A 17,600-nucleotide genomic window follows, 5' to 3' on the forward strand; every position below is an offset into this window, starting at 1 on the left:
GGGTGCGGATGTCGCTGTCGAAAGCGCCGGCATCACGCTGGTCAAGGGCGATCTCAACGGCATTGTCCGGGCCCGGACGCTGTCGCAGGGCACGATCCGCAACATCAAGCAGAACCTGTTCCTGGCGTTCGTCTACAACGCGGTCGGCGTGCCGATCGCGGCCGGCGTGCTCTATCCGGTGTTCGGCACACTTCTGTCGCCGATGATCGCCGCCGCCGCCATGAGCCTGTCGTCGGTCTCGGTGATCAGCAACGCGCTCAGGCTCCGCACCATCAAGCTCTGAAGGGAATGATCATGAACATAGGCGACGCATCGGAGCGTTCGGGCCTGCCGGCCAAGACGATCCGCTACTACGAGGATATCGGCCTCCTGAAGCCCGGCCGCTCCGGCAACGGCTATCGCGATTATTCGATCGCCGATGTCCACCGGCTGAAGTTCCTGCAGCGCTCGCGCAGCCTCGGCTTCTCGGTCGAGGAGTGCCGGCAACTCCTCTCGCTCTACGGCGACAGCCACCGCGAGAGCGCCGACGTGAAGGCCATCGCAGAGGTCAAGCTCGTCGAGATCGACCGCAAGATCGCCGAACTCGTCGGCCTGCGCGAAACGCTGAGGCACCTCGTCGACCATTGCCACGGCGACGAGCGGCCGGAATGCCCGATCCTCGACGGCCTGTCCGGCGAGGAAGACCAACCCGCCATCCAGTTGACCACGCACTGAAACACGGCCCGGCAACGGCCGCGAAACCTGACCACCTAAGGAACGTTCATGAGCAGAATCTTCTTATCTCTCCCCGCCGGGCTTCTTGCACTCGCGCTTTCCGGCCCGGCAATCGCCCAGACGGACCATAGCGGGCACGCGACGACCGATCAGGCGGCCGAACTGGCCACTGACGCGGTGGCTGCGTACAAGGCGGCGATGGACATCATGCACAGCGCCATGTCCTCGATGGAGTATAGCGGCGAGGCCGACATCGACTTCGCACGCGGCATGATCCCGCATCACCAGGCGGCGATCGACATGGCCCGCATCGTGCTGGAGCACGGCAAGGACGCCGAGATCCGCAAGCTCGCGGAGGAAGTCATCGAGGCCCAGGAGCGCGAGATCAAGCAGCTCGAAACGTGGTTGGCGGCACGTGCGAGGTGAGGCAGTCGCCGACGGCTTTCAGCGTCTCACTTCAAATAAAGCTGCCCCTCACCCTTACCCTCTCCCCGTCTCTTACGGGGGAGAGGATGCCAGCAGGCAGGTGAGGGGCGGCGTAAACCGAAAACGAATTCAGCCCTGCCCAACCGGCTCCTTGTGCTTCTTCGCCTCCCGCTGCCGCTGGATGGCGTCGCTGAAGGCGGCGGCTAGGATGCCGGTCGGCATGGCGATGAGGCCGATGCCGGTGATCGCGGTCACGCCGGCCAGGAGCTTGCCGATCACCGTCGCCGGGACGACATCGCCATAGCCGACAGTGGTCAGCGTGGCGATCGACCACCACATCGCCCGCGGTATGCTGCCGAACACGGCCGGCTGGGCGTCGCCTTCGACGATGTAGAGCAGCGTCGAGGAGGTCAGCAGCAGCATGCAGGCGATCGCCAGGCTCATCAGCAGCTCGTAGCGGCGCGATTTCACCGCCTCCGCCATCGCCCGGATCGCCGAGGAATAGCGCCCGAGCTTGGCCAGCGACAGGATGCGGATCAGCCGGAACAGCCGCAGGATCGACGTTTCATTCCCTACGAAGACCAGGAACAGGGTCGACATGGCCAGGAGATCGATAATCGCCGGTAGCGAAAAGATGTAGCGCAGAGTGCCGCGCAGCCCGCCGCCATAGGCCGGGTTCTCGGCCGAGGTCCAGACCCGTGCCAGGTATTCGACCAGGAAGATGGAGCCGAATACCATCTCGGCGGCGAAGAACCATTTTTCGCGGCCCTGATATATTGCCGGTTCGCTTTCCAACACGGCGACCGCCACCGCCAGGCAGATCACCACGAAGATGAAGCGGTTGAGCGGCGACAGCCCGTCCTTGTTCCAGGCGGACGGCTGGAGGTGCCGGTACAGCCATTTGCGCAGGCCGACGATTTCCTGGGCCGAAATATCGCTCATCAAACGGAGGCCTTAAACGAACGGTTTGCCGACCTGGTATTTTGCCGGCACGAGCCGCTTCAGGTAGGCCATACCCGTATCCGAAAGCTGATTGGCGTCGGGCTGCATGAAATCGTCGGGCATGTGACGGGTCTTCCCCGCGACGGCGTCGAGTGGAACCTGGCGCATCACGGTCTTGCCGCCCTCATGTTTCAGCGCCACCGAACCGCCGCCACGCGCCGCCACTTCGACGGCGAAGACGCCGGCCTCGAACGCTTCGCTGGAATCCGTGCTGTTGATGGCGCCGACATAGCCGCGCGGCAGATATCCGAGTGCGTCGACGCGCGCCCGCTTGCCGGGCAGCCCTTCCGCGAGCGCCCGCTCGAAGGCCATGTTCAGATCGCTGCCGGAGAGCTTGATGTTACCGTGCGCGTCGCGTTCCAGCCGGTCGGGCGGAACCAGGCTCTCGACTACCGCGCGGCCGTCCTCGGTCGTCACGCCCTCGGAGACCGCGACAATGCAGCGCTTGTGGCGGTCGAGCGTCGCGCGCACATCGTCGATGAATCGCGGCACCGAGAAGGCGCGCTCGGGCACATAGACCAGATGCGGGCCGCTATCCTCGTCGGCCCGCCAGGCCGCCGCCGAAGCGGTCAGGAAGCCGGCGTGCCGGCCCATGACGATGCCGACATAGACGCCGGGCAGCGCGCGGAAATCGAGATCGACGCTCAAAAATGCGCCGGCAACGAATTCGCCTGCCGAAATGAAGCCCGGCGTGTGGTCGTTTTCCATCAGGTCGTTATCGATGGTCTTGGGCGCGTGGACGAAGGCGATCGATCCACCCGACGCATCGGTCAGTATCTGCTGCGTGCCGGACGTGTCGTTGCCGCCGATATAGATGAAGGCGTCGGCGCCTTCCTTCTTCAGCCCGGCCAGCACCAGGTCGCAATAGGCGGCGTCGGGCTTGTCGCGAGTCGAGCCGAGGGCAGCACCCGGCGTCGCGCCGACGAGCCTCAACTGCTCCTCCGGAATTTCGGAAAGGTCGACGTAGTCGCCGTCCCTGATCCCGCGTACGCCGTGCCGCGAACCCAGCACTTTTGCGCCGGGATGGCGGCGGCGGATTTCGAGGGCGGCGCCCACCACAGTCTGGTTGATCACGGCGGTCGGGCCGCCGCCCTGGGCAATCACGAATTTTGCGGCCATATCGCGTCATTCCCCGCTGGTTTCGCCTATCATTGGCGCTTCCGCGGGCCTTGCGCAACCTTGTGAACAAAATCTGCGCGGTCTGGCCGTGCCAGCAGCGCTAACCGCCTGTGCCCATTCAAGGTTTTGCGTGTCATGTATGCGGGCGAGGCGGAAGTTTATCCTCGGCGTTGCCCAGATGGCTATACCACCACGATCGGCGTCTTTCCCGAAACGCGGTTGTAAAGGTCGATTACGTCCTGGTTGATCATGCGAACGCAGCCCGACGACATGGCCTGCCCGATCGTGTGCCATTCGGGTGAGCCGTGGACGCGGAAGCCCGTGTCCTGGCCGTCCTTGAAGATGTAGAGCGCCCGCGCGCCGAGCGGGTTATCCAGCCCGCCGGGCTGGCCGCCGCGCCATTTCTCCAGTTCCGGACGGCGCGCGATCATTTCCGCGGGCGGCGTCCAGGTTGGCCATTTCTTGCCGTACTGGATATTCGCCCGACCCGACCAGACGAAGCCGTCCTTGCCGATGCCGACGCCGTAGCGGATCGCGTCGCCGCCCGGCTGGACCCAATAGAGATGGCGCTCCTGCAAATGCACCACGATCGTGCCGGGCTGCTCGCCGGTCGGGTCGACGACGATCTGCCGGCGCCACTTCGGATCGACCTTCTCGAACGGGACTTCCGGAAGGACAAAGCCCTCATCGGTGAACGAGGCATACATCAGTTCCGGGCGCGTCACGTGGCTGTCGACGCTGATGCGCGGACGGATCGTTCCGGTCGTGAACTCGTCCACTTCGAGCGCCGCCAGGTCGAGCGAGCGCGAACAGCCCGCAGTCGCCAGCAAGGCGGCGGAGCCGAGCGCTAACATCGCTTCGCGGCGTGACAGGCGATCGGATTGTGCGGGAAAGACTGCGGATTTCGGCGACGCGGGAAACTCGGACACGGGGGCAACTTCCACGATTTTGAACAAACGCGCTTTGGCACCCGCAGCGGACCGCGATCCAAGCTATCCCGCATTTTCATCAATCATGGTTGAGAAACCGTGAATGGGAAAATCCCTTGGTTTTCAGAACGTTGCCGGAATCCGACCGACGAACTTGGTCAAGTGGCCACCCGCGACACAGCAAGGCCTCCGTCCCGACACAATGTCGGCAAGAGGCCTTTTTACCGTGGCTGGCTGATTGCGAGGGGATCATGGGCGCGACGTTGAAGACCGACTTGGCGCTCGTTTGCGCCGCTCTCCTGGCGGCTGCATGCGTGCCTGGAGCCGATCTCGGCGTCGCTGAGGTCATTGGCACGATGGCGAGGGCTTTCTGATGCAACGCTCGCAACGCTCCGAAGCCGCGTCGCGCGACGCGCAAACTTCACCCTTTACATCGCCGCGATGGCAGGGATTTATCCTTTCCTTTGAGCAAAGGAACCTTCCATGCCGATTGAAACCTGGGCAGCCTTCGCCGCGGCAACATCCATCCTCCTGATCATACCCGGTCCGACCATTCTGCTGGTCGTCTCCTACGCGCTCGGGCAGGGCTGGCGCACCGCGCTGCCGGTCGCGGTCGGCGTCGCGCTCGGCGATTTCACCGCCATGACCCTGTCCATGCTGGGCATCGGCGCGCTGCTGGCCGCGTCGGCAACCGTGTTCACTATCCTCAAATGGATCGGTGCGGCCTATCTCATCTATCTCGGCGTGAAGTTGTTCAGGGCCGGCGGCGCCTTGCACGCCGATCCGCGCACCGGGGCGGTTTCGGCCGTGAAGATGCTTGGCCATGCCTGGCTGGTCACCGCTCTCAATCCCAAGAGTATCACCTTCTTCGTGGCCTTCCTGCCGCAGTTCCTGGACCGCAATGCGGATTTTCTCACTCAGATGCTGATCTTCGAGGCTACCTTCCTGGTCCTGGCCTTCGCCAACGCCTTCGGCTACGCGCTGGTGGCGGCCCGGGCGCGCAGCCTCGTGCGCAATCCCAGGGCGATCGGCATATTCAACCGGACCGGCGGGTCGCTGCTGATCGGAGCTGGCATCGCCACTGTCGCGATGCGGTCCGGCAACTGACGGCACGGCGGGAGGTAATCTCGTGGCCGTCTTCGACCAACTTGGCCTCGGCCTGACGGGAGCGGGCGAGGCGAGCCTGCCGCACTACAGCCGCGCTCTGCGTCAGCTCCAGTGCTTCATCGGCGACCCGGTCGGCTCGGTCGATGCGGCGCTCGCCGAAGATCCCGGCTTTGTCATGGCGCATGTGCTCAAGGGCTATCTCTATGGGCTCTCTACCGAGCGCGAGGCGATGGCGGTCGCGAGGGCCTGCCACGACGCAGCCTTGCCCCTTGCGGCGACGGAGCGCGAGCGGGCGCATGTCGCGGCCCTCGGCCATCTCGCCAATGGCCGCTGGCACGAAGCCGGCCGCGTGCTCGCCGGGCTGACAGCGGAAGAGCCGCGCGACGCGCTGGCCTTGCAGGCCGGCCACCAGATCGACTTCTTCACAGGCAACGCGCCAATGCTGCGCGACCGTCTTGCCAAGGCCATGCCGTCATGGTCGCCGGGCATGCCCGGTTATCACGCTATGCTCGGCATGCAGGCGTTCGGGCATGAGGAGATGGGCGAATACGCAATTGCCGAAGCGCTTGGCCGCTCCTCGATCGAGATCGAGCCGCGCGACGGCTGGGCGCAGCATGCGGTCGCCCATGTCATGGAAATGCAGAGCCGCCAGCGCGACGGCATTTGGTGGATGCGCGGCAATGCCGAGGCCTGGACGCGCGAGAGCTTCCTGCAGGTGCACAATTGGTGGCACCTCGCGCTGTTCCACTACGATCTCGGAGACGTCGACGAGGTCTTGGCGCTCTATGACGGTCCGATCTACGGAGCGGGCTCATCGCTCGCGCTCAACATGGTCGATGCGTCGGCCATACTCTGGCGGCTGCATCTCGGCGGCGTCGATGTCGGTGACCGCTGGGCGGCTCTTGCCGAATCCTGGACGCCCAAGGCGCGGTCCGGCAACTACGCCTTCAACGACATCCACGCCATGATGGCCTTCGTCGGCGCAGAGCTGGAGGCGCCGGCCAGGGCGCTGCTGGAAGCCCAACGCGAAGCGATGCTCGGCAGCGACGACAACGCCGCCTTCACCCGCGATGTCGGCCACCCAGTGGCGCTGGCGATCAAGGCTTTCGGCGAGGGCAATTATTCGGAGGCTGTGCGGCTTCTCGCGCCAATCCGGAAAATCGCGCCCCGGTTCGGCGCCAGCCATGCCCAGCGCGACGTCATCGACCTGACGCTGATCGAGGCGGCGCTGCGGGCGGATCAGAAGAAACTCGCGACGGAACTTGCGGCCGAACGGGCGCTGGCGCGTCCGGCCAGCCCGCTCTCCGCATTGTTTTCGCGACGCGCCGCAGGCCTTTCCGCGGACTGATCGTTCGCCGCTGCTGGTCAGGCCAGAATTTTTGCGGGCCACGAAAAAATTCTTCGGCAGCCGGTTTTCAGTCGCGGTTTTTTTGCTATGAGAGATGTGCCCGCGGGAGGAAGATAACGCGGGCGATCGGCGAACCGGCCTGACCGGGAGGAATTGTCATGTATCTGGGACTCGATCTCGGGACGTCCGGCGTCAAGGCGCTGCTGATAGACGGAGACCAGAAGGTCATCGGCTCCGGCCATGGCGACTTGGATGTCTCACGCCCGCATTCCGGATGGTCCGAGCAGGATCCCGCAGACTGGATCCGCGCCGCTGAAGAAGCTGTCGGCGAACTCAAGGCGCAGCACGGGGTCGAACTGGCCGCCGTGAAAGGCATCGGGCTCTCCGGGCAGATGCATGGCGCGACGCTTCTCGATGAACGCGACCAGGTGCTCCGTCCCTGCATCCTCTGGAACGACACGCGAAGCCATGCCGAGGCGGCGAAACTGGACGCGGATCCGCGTTTCCGGAAGATCACGGGCAACATCGTGTTTCCCGGCTTCACCGCGCCCAAGCTCGCCTGGGTCAAGAACAACGAACCGGCGGTATTCGACAAGGTGCGCTGGGTGCTGCTGCCCAAGGATTACCTGCGGTTGTGGCTAACTGGCGAACACATGTCGGAAATGTCCGATTCGGCCGGGACGGCATGGCTCGACGTGGCCGCCCGCAAATGGTCCCAGGAACTGCTGGCCGCCACCGATCTCGAAGAGCAGCAAGTGCCGAGCCTTGTCGAAGGCACGGAGCAGGCGGGCTCGCTGCGCTCCGAACTTGCGAGCCGCTGGGGCATGAATGACGGCGTAGCCGTTGCGGGGGGCGCCGGCGACAATGCTGCATCGGCCTGCGGCATGGGCACGGTGCGGCCCGGCCATGCCTTCGTCTCGCTCGGCACCTCGGGCGTGCTGTTCGCCGCCAACGGCTCCTATCTGCCGAACCCCGAAAGCGCGGTCCATACTTTCTGCCATGCGCTGCCCAATGCCTGGCATCAGATGGGGGTGATCCTGTCCGCGACGGATTCGCTGAACTGGCTGTCGGAAATTACCGGCAAAGAGGCGAGCGACCTGACCGGCGAACTCGGCGAGGCGCTGAAAGCGCCTACCGGCGTCACGTTCCTGCCCTATCTTTCAGGCGAGCGAACGCCGCACAATGATGCGGCGATCCGCGGTGTCTTCGCGGGCCTCGGCCATGAATCGAGCCGCGCGGTGCTGACGCAGGCCGTGGTCGAGGGCGTCGCCTTCGCCTTCCGCGACAGCCAGCATGCGCTGCACCAGGCAGGGACGGAACTCGGCCGTGTCACCGCGATCGGCGGCGGATCCCGTTCACGCTACTGGCTGAAGGCGATCGCCACGGCGCTGCAGATTCCCGTCGACATTCCGGCGGACGGCGACTTCGGCGCTGCTTTCGGCGCCGCCCGTCTCGGCCTGATAGCCGCGGAGAATGCCGACCCTTATGAGGTCTGCATCGCGCCGGCGACGGCCGAGACGATCGAACCCGACGCTAAAGTCGGCGACGCCTATGCGCACGCGTATGAGCGCTACCGGGCGCTTTATCCAGCCATCAAAGGAGTTTCGTGATGACCACTGGTTTTTTCGGCGACATCAGCAAAGTAAAATATGAAGGGCCGGATTCGACCAATCCACTGGCCTATCGCCATTACAACCCCGATGAGGTCGTTGCCGGAAAACGTCTGGAGGACCACCTCCGCTTCGCCGTCGCCTACTGGCACTCCTTCGCCTGGCCGGGCGGCGATCCGTTCGGCGGCCAGACCTTCGAGCGGCCGTGGTTCGGCGACACGATGGAACTGGCGAAGCTGAAGGCCGATGTGGCTTTCGAGATGTTCTCGTTGCTCGGCGTGCCGTATTTCTGCTTCCATGACGCCGATGTGCGGCCGGAAGGCAGCACCTTCGCCGAAAGCGCTGCTCGTCTCGACGAGATCGGCGATTATTTCGCGGGCAAGATGGAGAAGACCGGGACAAAGCTGCTCTGGGGTACGGCAAACCTGTTCTCGCATCGCCGCTACATGGCGGGCGCCGCAACCAATCCCGATCCGGAAGTCTTCGCCTATGCGGCCGCGACGGTGAAGTCGTGCATTGATGTCACCAAGCGGCTCGGCGGCGTGAATTACGTGCTCTGGGGCGGACGCGAGGGCTACGAGACGCTGCTCAACACCGATCTCAAGCGGGAGCGGGAGCAGGCGGGGCGATTCCTATCCATGGTCGTCGACTATGCGAAGAAGATCGGCTTCAAGGGCACGATCCTGATCGAACCCAAGCCGCAGGAGCCGACCAAGCATCAGTACGACTACGATGTCGCCACCGTCTACGGCTTCCTGAAGGATTTCGGGCTGGAGAAGGAGGTGAAGGTTAATATCGAGCAGGGCCACGCGATCCTCGCCGGGCACTCGTTCGAGCACGAACTGGCGCTCGCCAACGCGCTCGGAATCTTCGGCTCCATCGACATGAACCGCAACGACTACCAATCGGGCTGGGACACCGACCAGTTTCCCAACAACGTGCCGGAAATGGCGCTCGCCTACTACCATGTGCTCCAGGCCGGCGGTTTCACCACCGGCGGCACCAATTTCGACGCCAAGCTGCGCCGGCAGTCGCTCGATCCGCAGGACCTGCTCGTCGCCCATATTGGCGGCATGGATTGCTGCGCGCGCGGGCTGAAGGCTGCGGCGCGGATGATCGAGGACAAGGCGCTGTCCGGTCCGCTGGAAGAGCGTTATGCCGGCTGGACTCAAGCCGGGGCACAGGCCATGCTCAAGGGCGACCGCACGCTGGAGCAGATTTCCGAGTGGGTGCTGAAGGAAGGCCTCGACCCGCAGCCGAAATCCGGCCGCCAGGAATTCCTGGAGAACGTCGTCAACCGCTACGTCTGACCTGGCGCGGCGCGCGGAGGCTACCTCGCACATTAATAAAAGCGATAAAAAAGGTTCATCCGCTCGCCGCCTGATTGCCCCAATGCCGCCCTCAATGCGTCGTCTCCAACGGCCAAATTGGGAGCATGGGACAGAATCACGAAAGACCTCATGCGATTGATCCTCGCGAGCCCGCGATCGAGGCGTTGCTGTCTCGGCCAGAAGCCGATTCGATCGTCGATCTCCTGCTTTCGCTGCCTGGGCAGGAGATCGATGAGGCCGGCACATTCAATCGGATCGTCAAGGATCGGCTGGAGGCGAAACTCGCCGACAGGGTGCGGTCGCTGATCGGCGACGACGGATACCAACGCGCCGCTTGACCCAACGTGCGAAGTGGGACGGGTGAACGCGCCGTTTCGCACCCGTGGATGGATTTCCGATCTCTTTGGCGTCATACACAGGAAAGTCTGTTGAATCTCAGCGGGATAGCGGATTCGGGATGAATTTTCCGGGCTTATTTGTTCATTTTACCTCGCGCAGTTCCAACAGACAGCCAGCCACGCGAAAAGGGGCCTATCCCCGGCGCATCCTTGCGGGCGCTTCGCCGAAGCTCTTGGAAAACGCGCGTGAAAAGCCGGCGGCGCTGGAAAAGCCGCTGCGTTCGGCGATATCGGCCATCGCCAGCCGCGTGTCGAGGACCAGCCGGCGGGCGGCGTTGAGGCGCAACCGCAGGTAGTAGGCTCCCGGAGTCTCGCCGATCGATCTGCCGAAGATGCTCTCCAGGGTGCGGGCGGTGACGCCGGCGCGTTTGGCGATTGCCGCGACGGTCAGGGGACGGTCGACATGTGATTCCATCAGCCTGATCGCCTGCGCCAGCCGCGGGTCGTAGCCGTCCAGCCGCCCGAGCGAGACCAGCGGCTGTGCGTCGGTCGCGGCGCGCGCCTGGTCGTAGATGAAGACGCTCGCCACATCGAGCGCCACGGCCATGCCGAGCCGGGTGCGGACGAGATGCAGCATCAGGTCGAAGGTTGGCGATGCGCCGCCGGTGGTGAAGACGGGGCCGTCAATGACATAGCGATCCGGTCGCACATCCGCACCGGGAAAGGCGGCCGCAAAATCCTCCATGTCTTCCCAATGGGTCGTCGCGGCGCGGCCTTCGAGCAGGCCGGCGCGGGCGAGCAGCCAGGTGCCGGCCTCGACGCCGCCGCAGGCGCGGGCGCTGCGGGCTGTCCTGCGGATGCCCGACAGCAGCTTCTGCCCGCCTTCGGTCCGGGAGCCGAAGCCGCCGACGATAATCAGCACGTCTGTTTTCTCCGCCGGGTCGAAGCGGCCGCTGACGGTGACCGGCAGGCCGGAGGTGGTGACCGGAGGCTCGCCATCGGCTGAAGCGATCTTCCAGTCGAAGTGCGTTTCGCCGCAAATGCGATTTGCGGCGCGCAGCGGATCGACAGCCGAGGCGACGCACATGATCGACGAACCCGCGAAAACCAGGAATGTCACCTTGAGCGGTGCGCGCTCGGGCAAAAAGATCGACGACGCTTCGTCTTTGGTCATGCAGGCTTCGTAAAATGCAAATCAGCTTTTCGCAAGTCAGGCATGCTTGCCCTCTGTATCGCTGGGGAGAGAGATATGCCGCTTGCTATGAACCGCGAGGTCTTCATTACCTGCGCCGTGACCGGATCGGGCGGGACGCAGGATCGCAGCCCGCATGTGCCGCGCTCGCCAAAACAGATCGCAGATTCGGCGATCGAGGCGGCGAAGGCCGGCGCCGCGATCGTCCACTGCCATGTGCGCGATCCCGAAACCGGCAAGCCGCGCCGCGACATCCAACTCTACCGTGAGGTCACCGAACGCATCCGCGACGCCAATGTCGACGTAGTGCTGAATCTCACCGCCGGCATGGGAGGCGACATGGTGTTCGGGCCGGTCGAAAGCCCGCTGCCGCTGAAGGAACAGGGTACCGACATGGCCGGCGCATCGGACCGTGTCGAGCATGTGCGGCAGTGCCTGCCGGAAATCTGCACGCTTGATTGCGGCACCATGAATTTCAACGAAGCCGACTATGTGATGACCAATACGCCGGGCATGCTTCGCGCCATGGGCGGCATGATGACCGCACTGGGCGTCAAGCCGGAGATCGAAGCTTTCGACACCGGGCACCTGTGGTTCGCGAAGCAATTGGTCGAGGAGAAGGTGCTTGCTCCCGACGCACTGGTGCAACTCTGCATGGGCGTGCCGTGGGGCGCGCCCGACGACCTCAACACCTTCATGGCGATGGTCAACAACGTGCCGTCCGACTGGACGTTCTCCGCCTTCGCGCTCGGCCGCAACCAGATGGCCTATGTCGCCGCCGCCGTGCTGGCCGGGGGCAATGTCAGGGTCGGGCTGGAGGACAATCTGTGGCTCGACAAGGGCGTGCTCGCGACCAACGCGCAACTGGTCGAGCGCGCCGCGACGATCGTCGAGAACATGGGCGCGCGGGTGATCGGGCCGGACGAGGTGCGCAAGAAGCTCAACCTCACCAAGCGCCCGCCGCTCGCTGCCGCCTGAAGCCGTCATAGCGGAGGCATGGATGAAAACGGTCAAGTTCACTGCGATGAAGGACGGCACGCGCGAGGAGTACGAATTCCTGACCGCGCACGAAACCGAATATGCAGCAAAGACCGGCGACCGGCTGCTCGATGCGCTGGTGCAACTCGACGAAGGCCTCTCCGGCTACAAGATCACCCGGCTCGGCCATTCGCTGCAGGCGGCGACCCGCGCCTTTCGCGACGGGGCCGACACGGACTGGATCGCCTGCGCGCTGCTGCACGATATCGGCGATATCTACGCGCCCTATAATCACGACGAATACGCCGCCGCGATCGTGAAGCCGTTCGTGCGCGAGCAATGCTTCTGGACGGTCGAGAAGCATGGCGACTTCCAGCGCCTCTATTACGCGCATCATCTCGGCGGCAACCCACATGCGCGCGACAGGTTTGCCGGCCACGTCTATTTCGACGATTGCGACCAGTTCTGCGAGCGCTGGGACCAGTCGAGCTTCGATCCCGATTACGACACCCTGCCGATCGAGTTCTTCCGGCCGTTTGTGATCGAGGTGTTCTCACGAAAAGCCTACGATCCGGCCGTCATCCGTCCCGGCGAGCGCGTGCCGCTCGTCAACCCAGAAATCGCCAGACAAAGAGCATCTGCATGAGCATTATCGGCAAGGCCGCAGCGATTGGCGGCGGGGTCATCGGCGCGGGGTGGGCGGCGCGGCTGCTGCTCAACGGCATCGACGTTTCGATCTACGATCCCGACCCGGAAGCTTCGCGAAAGGTCGGCGAGGTGATGAAGGGCGCGCGCCGGGCGTACAAGCAGATGCTGCCTGGCGGGTTGCCCAAGGAAGGCAAGCTGACCTTCGCCAAGACCATCGCGGAAGCGGTGGCGGATGCCGATTTCATCCAGGAGAGCGTGCCCGAGCGGCTGGATCTGAAGCACAAGGTTCTGGCCGAAATCGACGCTCACGCGCCGGCCAACGCCATCGTCGGCTCATCGACCTCCGGGATAAAGCCGTCGGACATGCAGGTGGCGATGAAGCATCCGGAGCGGATGGTCGTCGGCCATCCGTTCAATCCGGTCTATCTGCTGCCGCTGGTCGAGGTCGTCGGCGGCAAGGACACGCTGCCGGAGGCGATCGAAGTCGCCAAGGAGATGTACGCCTCGATCGGCATGAAGCCGGTGGTGATCCGCAAGGAGATCGAAGCCTTCGTCGGCGACCGCCTGCTTGAGGCGGCATGGCGCGAGGCGCTGTGGCTGATCAAGGACGGTATCTGCACCGTCGAGGAACTCGACGACATCATGCGCTATTCCTTCGGTCTGCGCTGGGCCCAGATGGGCATGTTCCAGGTCTATCGCGTGGCGGGCGGCGAGGCCGGCATGCGCCACTTCATGGCGCAGTTCGGGCCGTGCCTGAAATGGCCGTGGACGAAGCTGATGGACGTGCCGGAATTCAACGACCAACTGGTCGATCTGATCGCCACGCAGTCGGACGAACAGGCGCACGGCCTGTCGATCCGCGAGCTCGAAAAAATCCGCGACGACAATCTGGTCGCGATCATGGAAGCACTCTCGAAGCAGAACAAGGGCAAGGGCTGGGGCGCCGGCGCTTTGCACAATGACTACACAAAGCGGCTGGCCAAGCTGGCGGCGAAGAAACCGGCGTCGAAAGCTGCCGAGAAGGCCAAGGCTGGGAAGTTGAAGAAAAAGAAGAAGGGTTGAGGCGGCTGGTCGTGCGTCCTTCGACAAGCTCAGGATGAGGACGTTGTGTGCTCGGATGAGGGAGATTGGTGCTCGACGAGGCAGATTTGCGCTTAGGACGAGGCAGATTTGTGCTCAGCCTCAATGTGCAATGCCAGCCCCAACGGCCCTCATCCTGAGCACCCACGGTCCTCATCCTGAGCTTGTCGAAGGACGCACGACCCAACCCTGCAGCAGGTGATGTGAACATGGAATTTGGTCTATCGGAAGAACAGCGGCTCATCGTCGACACCACGCGGGCGTTTGTCGAGAACAAACTCTATCCGCACGAGGCGGAGGTGGAGCGCACCGGCCTTCTGCGCCGCGAGCTGATCGATGAGCTGAAGGCAAAGGCGATCGAAGCGGGCCTCTACGCCGCCAATATGCCGGAAGATGTCGGCGGGGCGGGGCTCGATACGGTGACCTGGTTGCTCTACGAGAAAGAGCTTGGCCGCGCCAATTATGCGCTGCACTGGACCTGCGTGGCGCGTCCGTCGAACATCCTGCTCGCCGGCACGCCGGAGCAGCGCGAAAAGTATCTCTTCCCGTGCATTCGCGGCGAGAAATCCGACTGTCTGGCGATGACCGAGCCGGGCGCCGGTTCCGACCTGCGCGGCATGAAGGCGACAGCGGTGCAGGACGGCTCCGACTGGGTGCTCAACGGCACCAAGCATTTTATCTCCCACGCCGACATCGCCGATTTCGCAATCGTGTTCATGGCGTCGGGCGAGGAAGATTCGCCGCGCGGCAAGCGCAAGAAGATCACTGCCTTCTTCGTAGACAAGGGCACGCCGGGCTTTACCGTGCGCGACGGCTACCGCAACGTCTCGCATCGCGGCTACACCAATTCGGTCCTCGAATTCGACAATTGCCGCCTGCCGGCAAGCCAGGTGCTCGGCGAGGTTCACAAGGGTTTTGACGTCGCCAATTCATGGCTTGGCGCGACGCGGCTGCAGGTTGCCGCGACCTGCCTCGGCCGCGCCGAACGCGCGCTCGGCCATGCCGTTGAATACGCCGCCCAGCGCGAACAATTCGGCCAGCAGATCGGCAAGTTCCAGGGCGTGTCGTTCAAGCTCGCCGACATGGCGACCGAACTGAAAGCGGCCGATTTGATGGTGTTCGAAGCCGGCTGGAAATACGACCAGGGCACGGTCACGGATCAGGACATGGCCATGGCCAAGCTGAAAGCGACGGAAATGCTGGCCTTCGTCGCCGATGAGGCGATCCAGATCCATGGCGGCATGGGCCTTATGGACGATCTGCCGCTGGAGCGCATCTGGCGCGACGCGCGGGTGGAGCGGATCTGGGAGGGCACGAGCGAAATCCAGCGACACATCATTTCGCGGGCGATGCTCAGGGCGGTTGGGGGTTGACGGTGGAACAGGATTTCCCTTCTCCCCTTGTGGGAGAAGGTGACCGAGCGAAGCGAGGTCGGATGAGGGGTGCTCCAGCCTGGCACTCCGTCCAACACCCCTCATCCGTCGCCTTCGGCGACACCTTCTCCCACAAGGGGAGAAGGGGGAGGCGTGTGCCATGAACCGTCTTGAGCGCCTGTTGCGCCCTAAATCCATCGCAGTGATCGGCGGCGGCGCCTTCGCCACCAATGTGGTCAGGCAATCGCTGAAGATGGGCTTTCCCGGCGACATCTGGCCGGTGCATCCGAAGAAGGACGAGATCGAGGGCGTGAAAGCCTATCGCTCGGTCGCCGACCTGCCGGGCTCGCCGGATGCAGCGTTCATCGGCGTCAACCGTTTCGCCACCATCGAAATTGTGCGCGAGCTTGCGGCGCGCAGGGCGGGCGGGGCCATCTGCTTCGCCGCCGGTTTTCGGGAGGCCGGCGCAGACGACGAGGACGGCGAGCGGCTGCAGACCGAACTGGTCGAAGCAGCCGGCTCCATGCCGGTCATCGGGCCGAACTGCTACGGCCTTATCAACTATGCGGACGGAGCCCTTCTGTGGCCGGACCAGCATGGCGGCCGGCGGCTGGAGCCTGGCACACGCGGCGCGGCCATCATCACGCAGTCGTCCAACATTGCCTGCAACCTCACCATGCAGAAGCGTGGCTTGCCAATCGCCTTCCTGATGACAGCCGGCAACCAGGCGCAGACCGGCTTGTCCGAGATGGCGCTCGGGCTGATCGAGGACGATCGCGTCTCCTGCCTCGGCCTCCACATCGAAGGCTTCGATTCCGCAGCCGGTTTCGAGCGGCTGGCGGCGAGGGCGCGGGAACTCAAGAAGCCGATCGTGGCGATGAAGGTGGGTCGTTCCGAGCAGGCGCGAGCGGCCACAATTTCGCACACCGCCTCGCTCGCCGGATCAGACGCCGCCTCCGAAGCCTTCCTCAAGCGGCTCGGCATTGCGCGGGTCGGCTCGATCCCGTCCTTCCTCGAAACGCTGAAGCTGCTGCATGCCGGCGGCCCGCTTTCCGGCTACACGCTTTCCTCGATGAGCTGTTCCGGCGGGGAGGCTTCGGTGATGGCCGACACAGCGGAGGGGCGGAAAATTCATTTCCCTGCTCTCGCGGAGGCGCACCGGGCGCATGTGAAATCGACGCTCGGTCCGCTGGTGGCGGTCGCCAACCCGCTCGACTACCATACCTTCATCTGGAACAACGAGCCGGCGATGACCGAGACCTTCGCCGCCATGGTGTCGGGCGGCTTTGACCTCAACATGCTGGTGCTCGATTTCCCGCGCAACGACCGCTGCTCCGACGCCGACTGGTGGGCGACGGTGCGGGCGTTCGAGGCTGCGCTGAAAGCGAACGACGCGCGCGGCGCGATCGTCGCTTCAATGCTGGAAAATCTGCCGGAGGAACATGCCTCCGAGCTTTTCCGGCGCGGCATTGTCCCGCTGCACGGGATCGTAGAAGCGATGGAAGCGGCCGGGGCGGCGGCGTTTATCGGCGAGGCGTGGAAGCGGCCTTCTACCTCCCCTTTGAAGGGAGGTCGCGCCGACGGCGCGGGCATCGGCGCCAAGATACCCCCACCCCTAACCCCTCCCCTCAAGGGGGAGGGGGACAGGTGCGCTCAGCCTGACGAAGCCTCAGCCAAAGCCATGCTCGCGGAAGCAAGCCTGCCGGTCCCACCCGGCCGCCGCGCGTCCAGCCCCGAGGAAGCTGTTGCCGCCGCCGCGGCGTTCGGCTTGCCCGTCGCGCTGAAGGCGCTGGGCGTCGCCCATAAGAGCGAGCTGGGTGCAGTCAGGCTCAACCTCAAATCCGCCGAAGAGGTACAGGCGGCCGCCGCGGCGCTGCTGCCGCTCGGCGCTGGCCTCTATGTCGAGCGCATGGTGCAGGGCGGCGTCGCCGAGCTCATCGTCGGCTTCACGCGCGACCCGATATTCGGGCCGGTGATGACCATCGGATCGGGCGGCGTTCTGGTCGAACTGCTGAAGGATTCCGCCACGCTGATGCTGTCGGCTACGCGCGAGGAAATAGAGGCCGAACTGCGCGGGCTGAAACTGTTTCCGCTGCTCGACGGCTATCGGGGGAGGCCGAAGGCCGATCTGGGCGCGGCGATCGAGGCTGTTCTGGGCCTTGCGGCGTTTGTGCTGGAAAACGCTGACAAGGTCGAGGAACTGGATATCAATCCGCTGATCGTCTGTCGGGAAGGGCAGGGCGCGTGGATTGCGGATGCGCTGATGATTGCCGCCCCTTCTCACCCTGTGGGAGAAGGTGTCGCCCTCGGGCTTGCGGAGCAAGGCCGAGACAAGGCGACGGATAAGGGGTGTTGGAAGAAGTGAAACGCCGCAATCCTTCCAGCACCCCTCATCCGACCTCGCT

General features: G+C 64.3%; 17 protein-coding genes and 1 pseudogene. 14 read left to right on the top strand and 4 right to left on the bottom strand.

What is annotated here, in order from left to right; all coding sequences use genetic code 11:
* The 3 genes and pseudogenes from MAXJ12_RS07435 to copM all read left to right on the top strand — a co-directional run.
* Window positions 1-283, top strand: a pseudogene (locus MAXJ12_RS07435) (copper-transporting ATPase); the annotation flags it as partial.
* A gap of 11 nt (window positions 284-294) precedes the next feature.
* Entirely contained in the window at window positions 295-714 is a 420-nt protein-coding gene (cueR, locus tag MAXJ12_RS07440) for a Cu(I)-responsive transcriptional regulator (RefSeq protein WP_040585314.1), read from the top strand.
* A 48-nt stretch (window positions 715-762) separates the two neighbouring features.
* Window positions 763-1,140, top strand: coding sequence for a CopM family metallochaperone (gene copM / locus MAXJ12_RS07445; protein WP_008835183.1), 378 nt, complete (start codon window positions 763-765; stop codon window positions 1,138-1,140).
* Between the two features lie 129 nt (window positions 1,141-1,269).
* Here the strand turns inward: copM and MAXJ12_RS07450 are convergent, their stop codons facing one another.
* From MAXJ12_RS07450 to MAXJ12_RS07460, 3 genes are all read right to left on the bottom strand, one after another.
* Window positions 1,270-2,082 (bottom strand): ion transporter, encoded by an 813-nt coding sequence (locus MAXJ12_RS07450; protein ID WP_040585303.1) that lies wholly within the window; start codon window positions 2,080-2,082, stop codon window positions 1,270-1,272.
* 12 nt (window positions 2,083-2,094) lie between these two features.
* Entirely contained in the window at window positions 2,095-3,261 is a 1,167-nt protein-coding gene (locus MAXJ12_RS07455; RefSeq protein ID WP_008835185.1) for a diphosphate--fructose-6-phosphate 1-phosphotransferase, read from the bottom strand.
* 182 nt (window positions 3,262-3,443) lie between these two features.
* Complete coding sequence (locus MAXJ12_RS07460) at window positions 3,444-4,190, bottom strand: L,D-transpeptidase (RefSeq protein ID WP_040585316.1); 747 nt, start codon at window positions 4,188-4,190, stop codon at window positions 3,444-3,446.
* 251 nt (window positions 4,191-4,441) lie between these two features.
* On the opposite strand from MAXJ12_RS07460, the gene MAXJ12_RS39585 reads away from it, so the two are divergent.
* The 6 genes from MAXJ12_RS39585 (at window position 4,442) to MAXJ12_RS07485 (ending at window position 9,924) form a co-directional block, all read left to right on the top strand.
* Window positions 4,442-4,564: a hypothetical protein gene (locus MAXJ12_RS39585; RefSeq protein ID WP_008835187.1), complete on the top strand. Its 123-nt coding sequence runs from the start codon at window positions 4,442-4,444 to the stop codon at window positions 4,562-4,564.
* A 109-nt stretch (window positions 4,565-4,673) separates the two neighbouring features.
* Window positions 4,674-5,297: a LysE family translocator gene (locus MAXJ12_RS07465; protein ID WP_008835188.1), complete on the top strand. Its 624-nt coding sequence runs from the start codon at window positions 4,674-4,676 to the stop codon at window positions 5,295-5,297.
* 22 nt (window positions 5,298-5,319) lie between these two features.
* Complete coding sequence (locus MAXJ12_RS07470; RefSeq protein WP_008835189.1) at window positions 5,320-6,645, top strand: tetratricopeptide repeat protein; 1,326 nt, start codon at window positions 5,320-5,322, stop codon at window positions 6,643-6,645.
* 158 nt (window positions 6,646-6,803) lie between these two features.
* On the top strand, window positions 6,804-8,255 hold the full coding sequence (xylB, locus tag MAXJ12_RS07475) for a xylulokinase (RefSeq protein WP_008835190.1): 1,452 nt from the start codon (window positions 6,804-6,806) through the stop codon (window positions 8,253-8,255).
* On the top strand, window positions 8,255-9,565 hold the full coding sequence (xylA, locus tag MAXJ12_RS07480) for a xylose isomerase (RefSeq protein ID WP_008835191.1): 1,311 nt from the start codon (window positions 8,255-8,257) through the stop codon (window positions 9,563-9,565). Before xylB ends, xylA begins: the two co-directional genes overlap by 1 nt.
* A 125-nt stretch (window positions 9,566-9,690) precedes the next feature.
* Window positions 9,691-9,924: a hypothetical protein gene (locus MAXJ12_RS07485; protein ID WP_008835192.1), complete on the top strand. Its 234-nt coding sequence runs from the start codon at window positions 9,691-9,693 to the stop codon at window positions 9,922-9,924.
* Between the two features lie 193 nt (window positions 9,925-10,117).
* On the opposite strand, the gene MAXJ12_RS07490 is transcribed toward MAXJ12_RS07485, so the two are convergent.
* Window positions 10,118-11,098, bottom strand: a complete 981-nt coding sequence (locus tag MAXJ12_RS07490; RefSeq protein WP_008835193.1) for a GlxA family transcriptional regulator — start codon at window positions 11,096-11,098, stop codon at window positions 10,118-10,120.
* 75 nt (window positions 11,099-11,173) lie between these two features.
* On the opposite strand from MAXJ12_RS07490, the gene bcoG reads away from it, so the two are divergent.
* From bcoG to MAXJ12_RS07515, 5 genes are all read left to right on the top strand, one after another.
* Window positions 11,174-12,094 carry a 3-dehydrocarnitine:acetyl-CoA trimethylamine transferase BcoG gene (bcoG, locus tag MAXJ12_RS07495; RefSeq protein ID WP_008835194.1) on the top strand — a complete coding sequence of 307 codons (921 nt, stop codon included), beginning with the start codon at window positions 11,174-11,176 and terminating at the stop codon, window positions 12,092-12,094.
* Window positions 12,095-12,116: 22 nt separating this feature from the next.
* Entirely contained in the window at window positions 12,117-12,740 is a 624-nt protein-coding gene (locus MAXJ12_RS07500; RefSeq protein WP_008835195.1) for an HD domain-containing protein, read from the top strand.
* Window positions 12,737-13,804: a carnitine 3-dehydrogenase gene (locus MAXJ12_RS07505; RefSeq protein WP_008835196.1), complete on the top strand. Its 1,068-nt coding sequence runs from the start codon at window positions 12,737-12,739 to the stop codon at window positions 13,802-13,804. The genes MAXJ12_RS07500 and MAXJ12_RS07505 overlap by 4 nt, the downstream gene beginning before the upstream one ends.
* A gap of 227 nt (window positions 13,805-14,031) precedes the next feature.
* Window positions 14,032-15,195, top strand: coding sequence for an acyl-CoA dehydrogenase family protein (locus MAXJ12_RS07510; RefSeq protein ID WP_008835197.1), 1,164 nt, complete (start codon window positions 14,032-14,034; stop codon window positions 15,193-15,195).
* Between the two features lie 160 nt (window positions 15,196-15,355).
* A complete protein-coding gene (locus MAXJ12_RS07515) occupies window positions 15,356-17,560 on the top strand; it encodes an acetate--CoA ligase family protein (protein ID WP_008835198.1) in 2,205 nt (734 codons plus the stop codon).
* The last annotated feature ends 40 nt before the right edge of the window (window positions 17,561-17,600 follow it).

Origin of the sequence: Mesorhizobium alhagi CCNWXJ12-2, assembly GCF_000236565.1 — a bacterium.
GTDB classification, from domain to species: Bacteria; Pseudomonadota; Alphaproteobacteria; order Rhizobiales; family Rhizobiaceae; genus Allomesorhizobium; species Allomesorhizobium alhagi.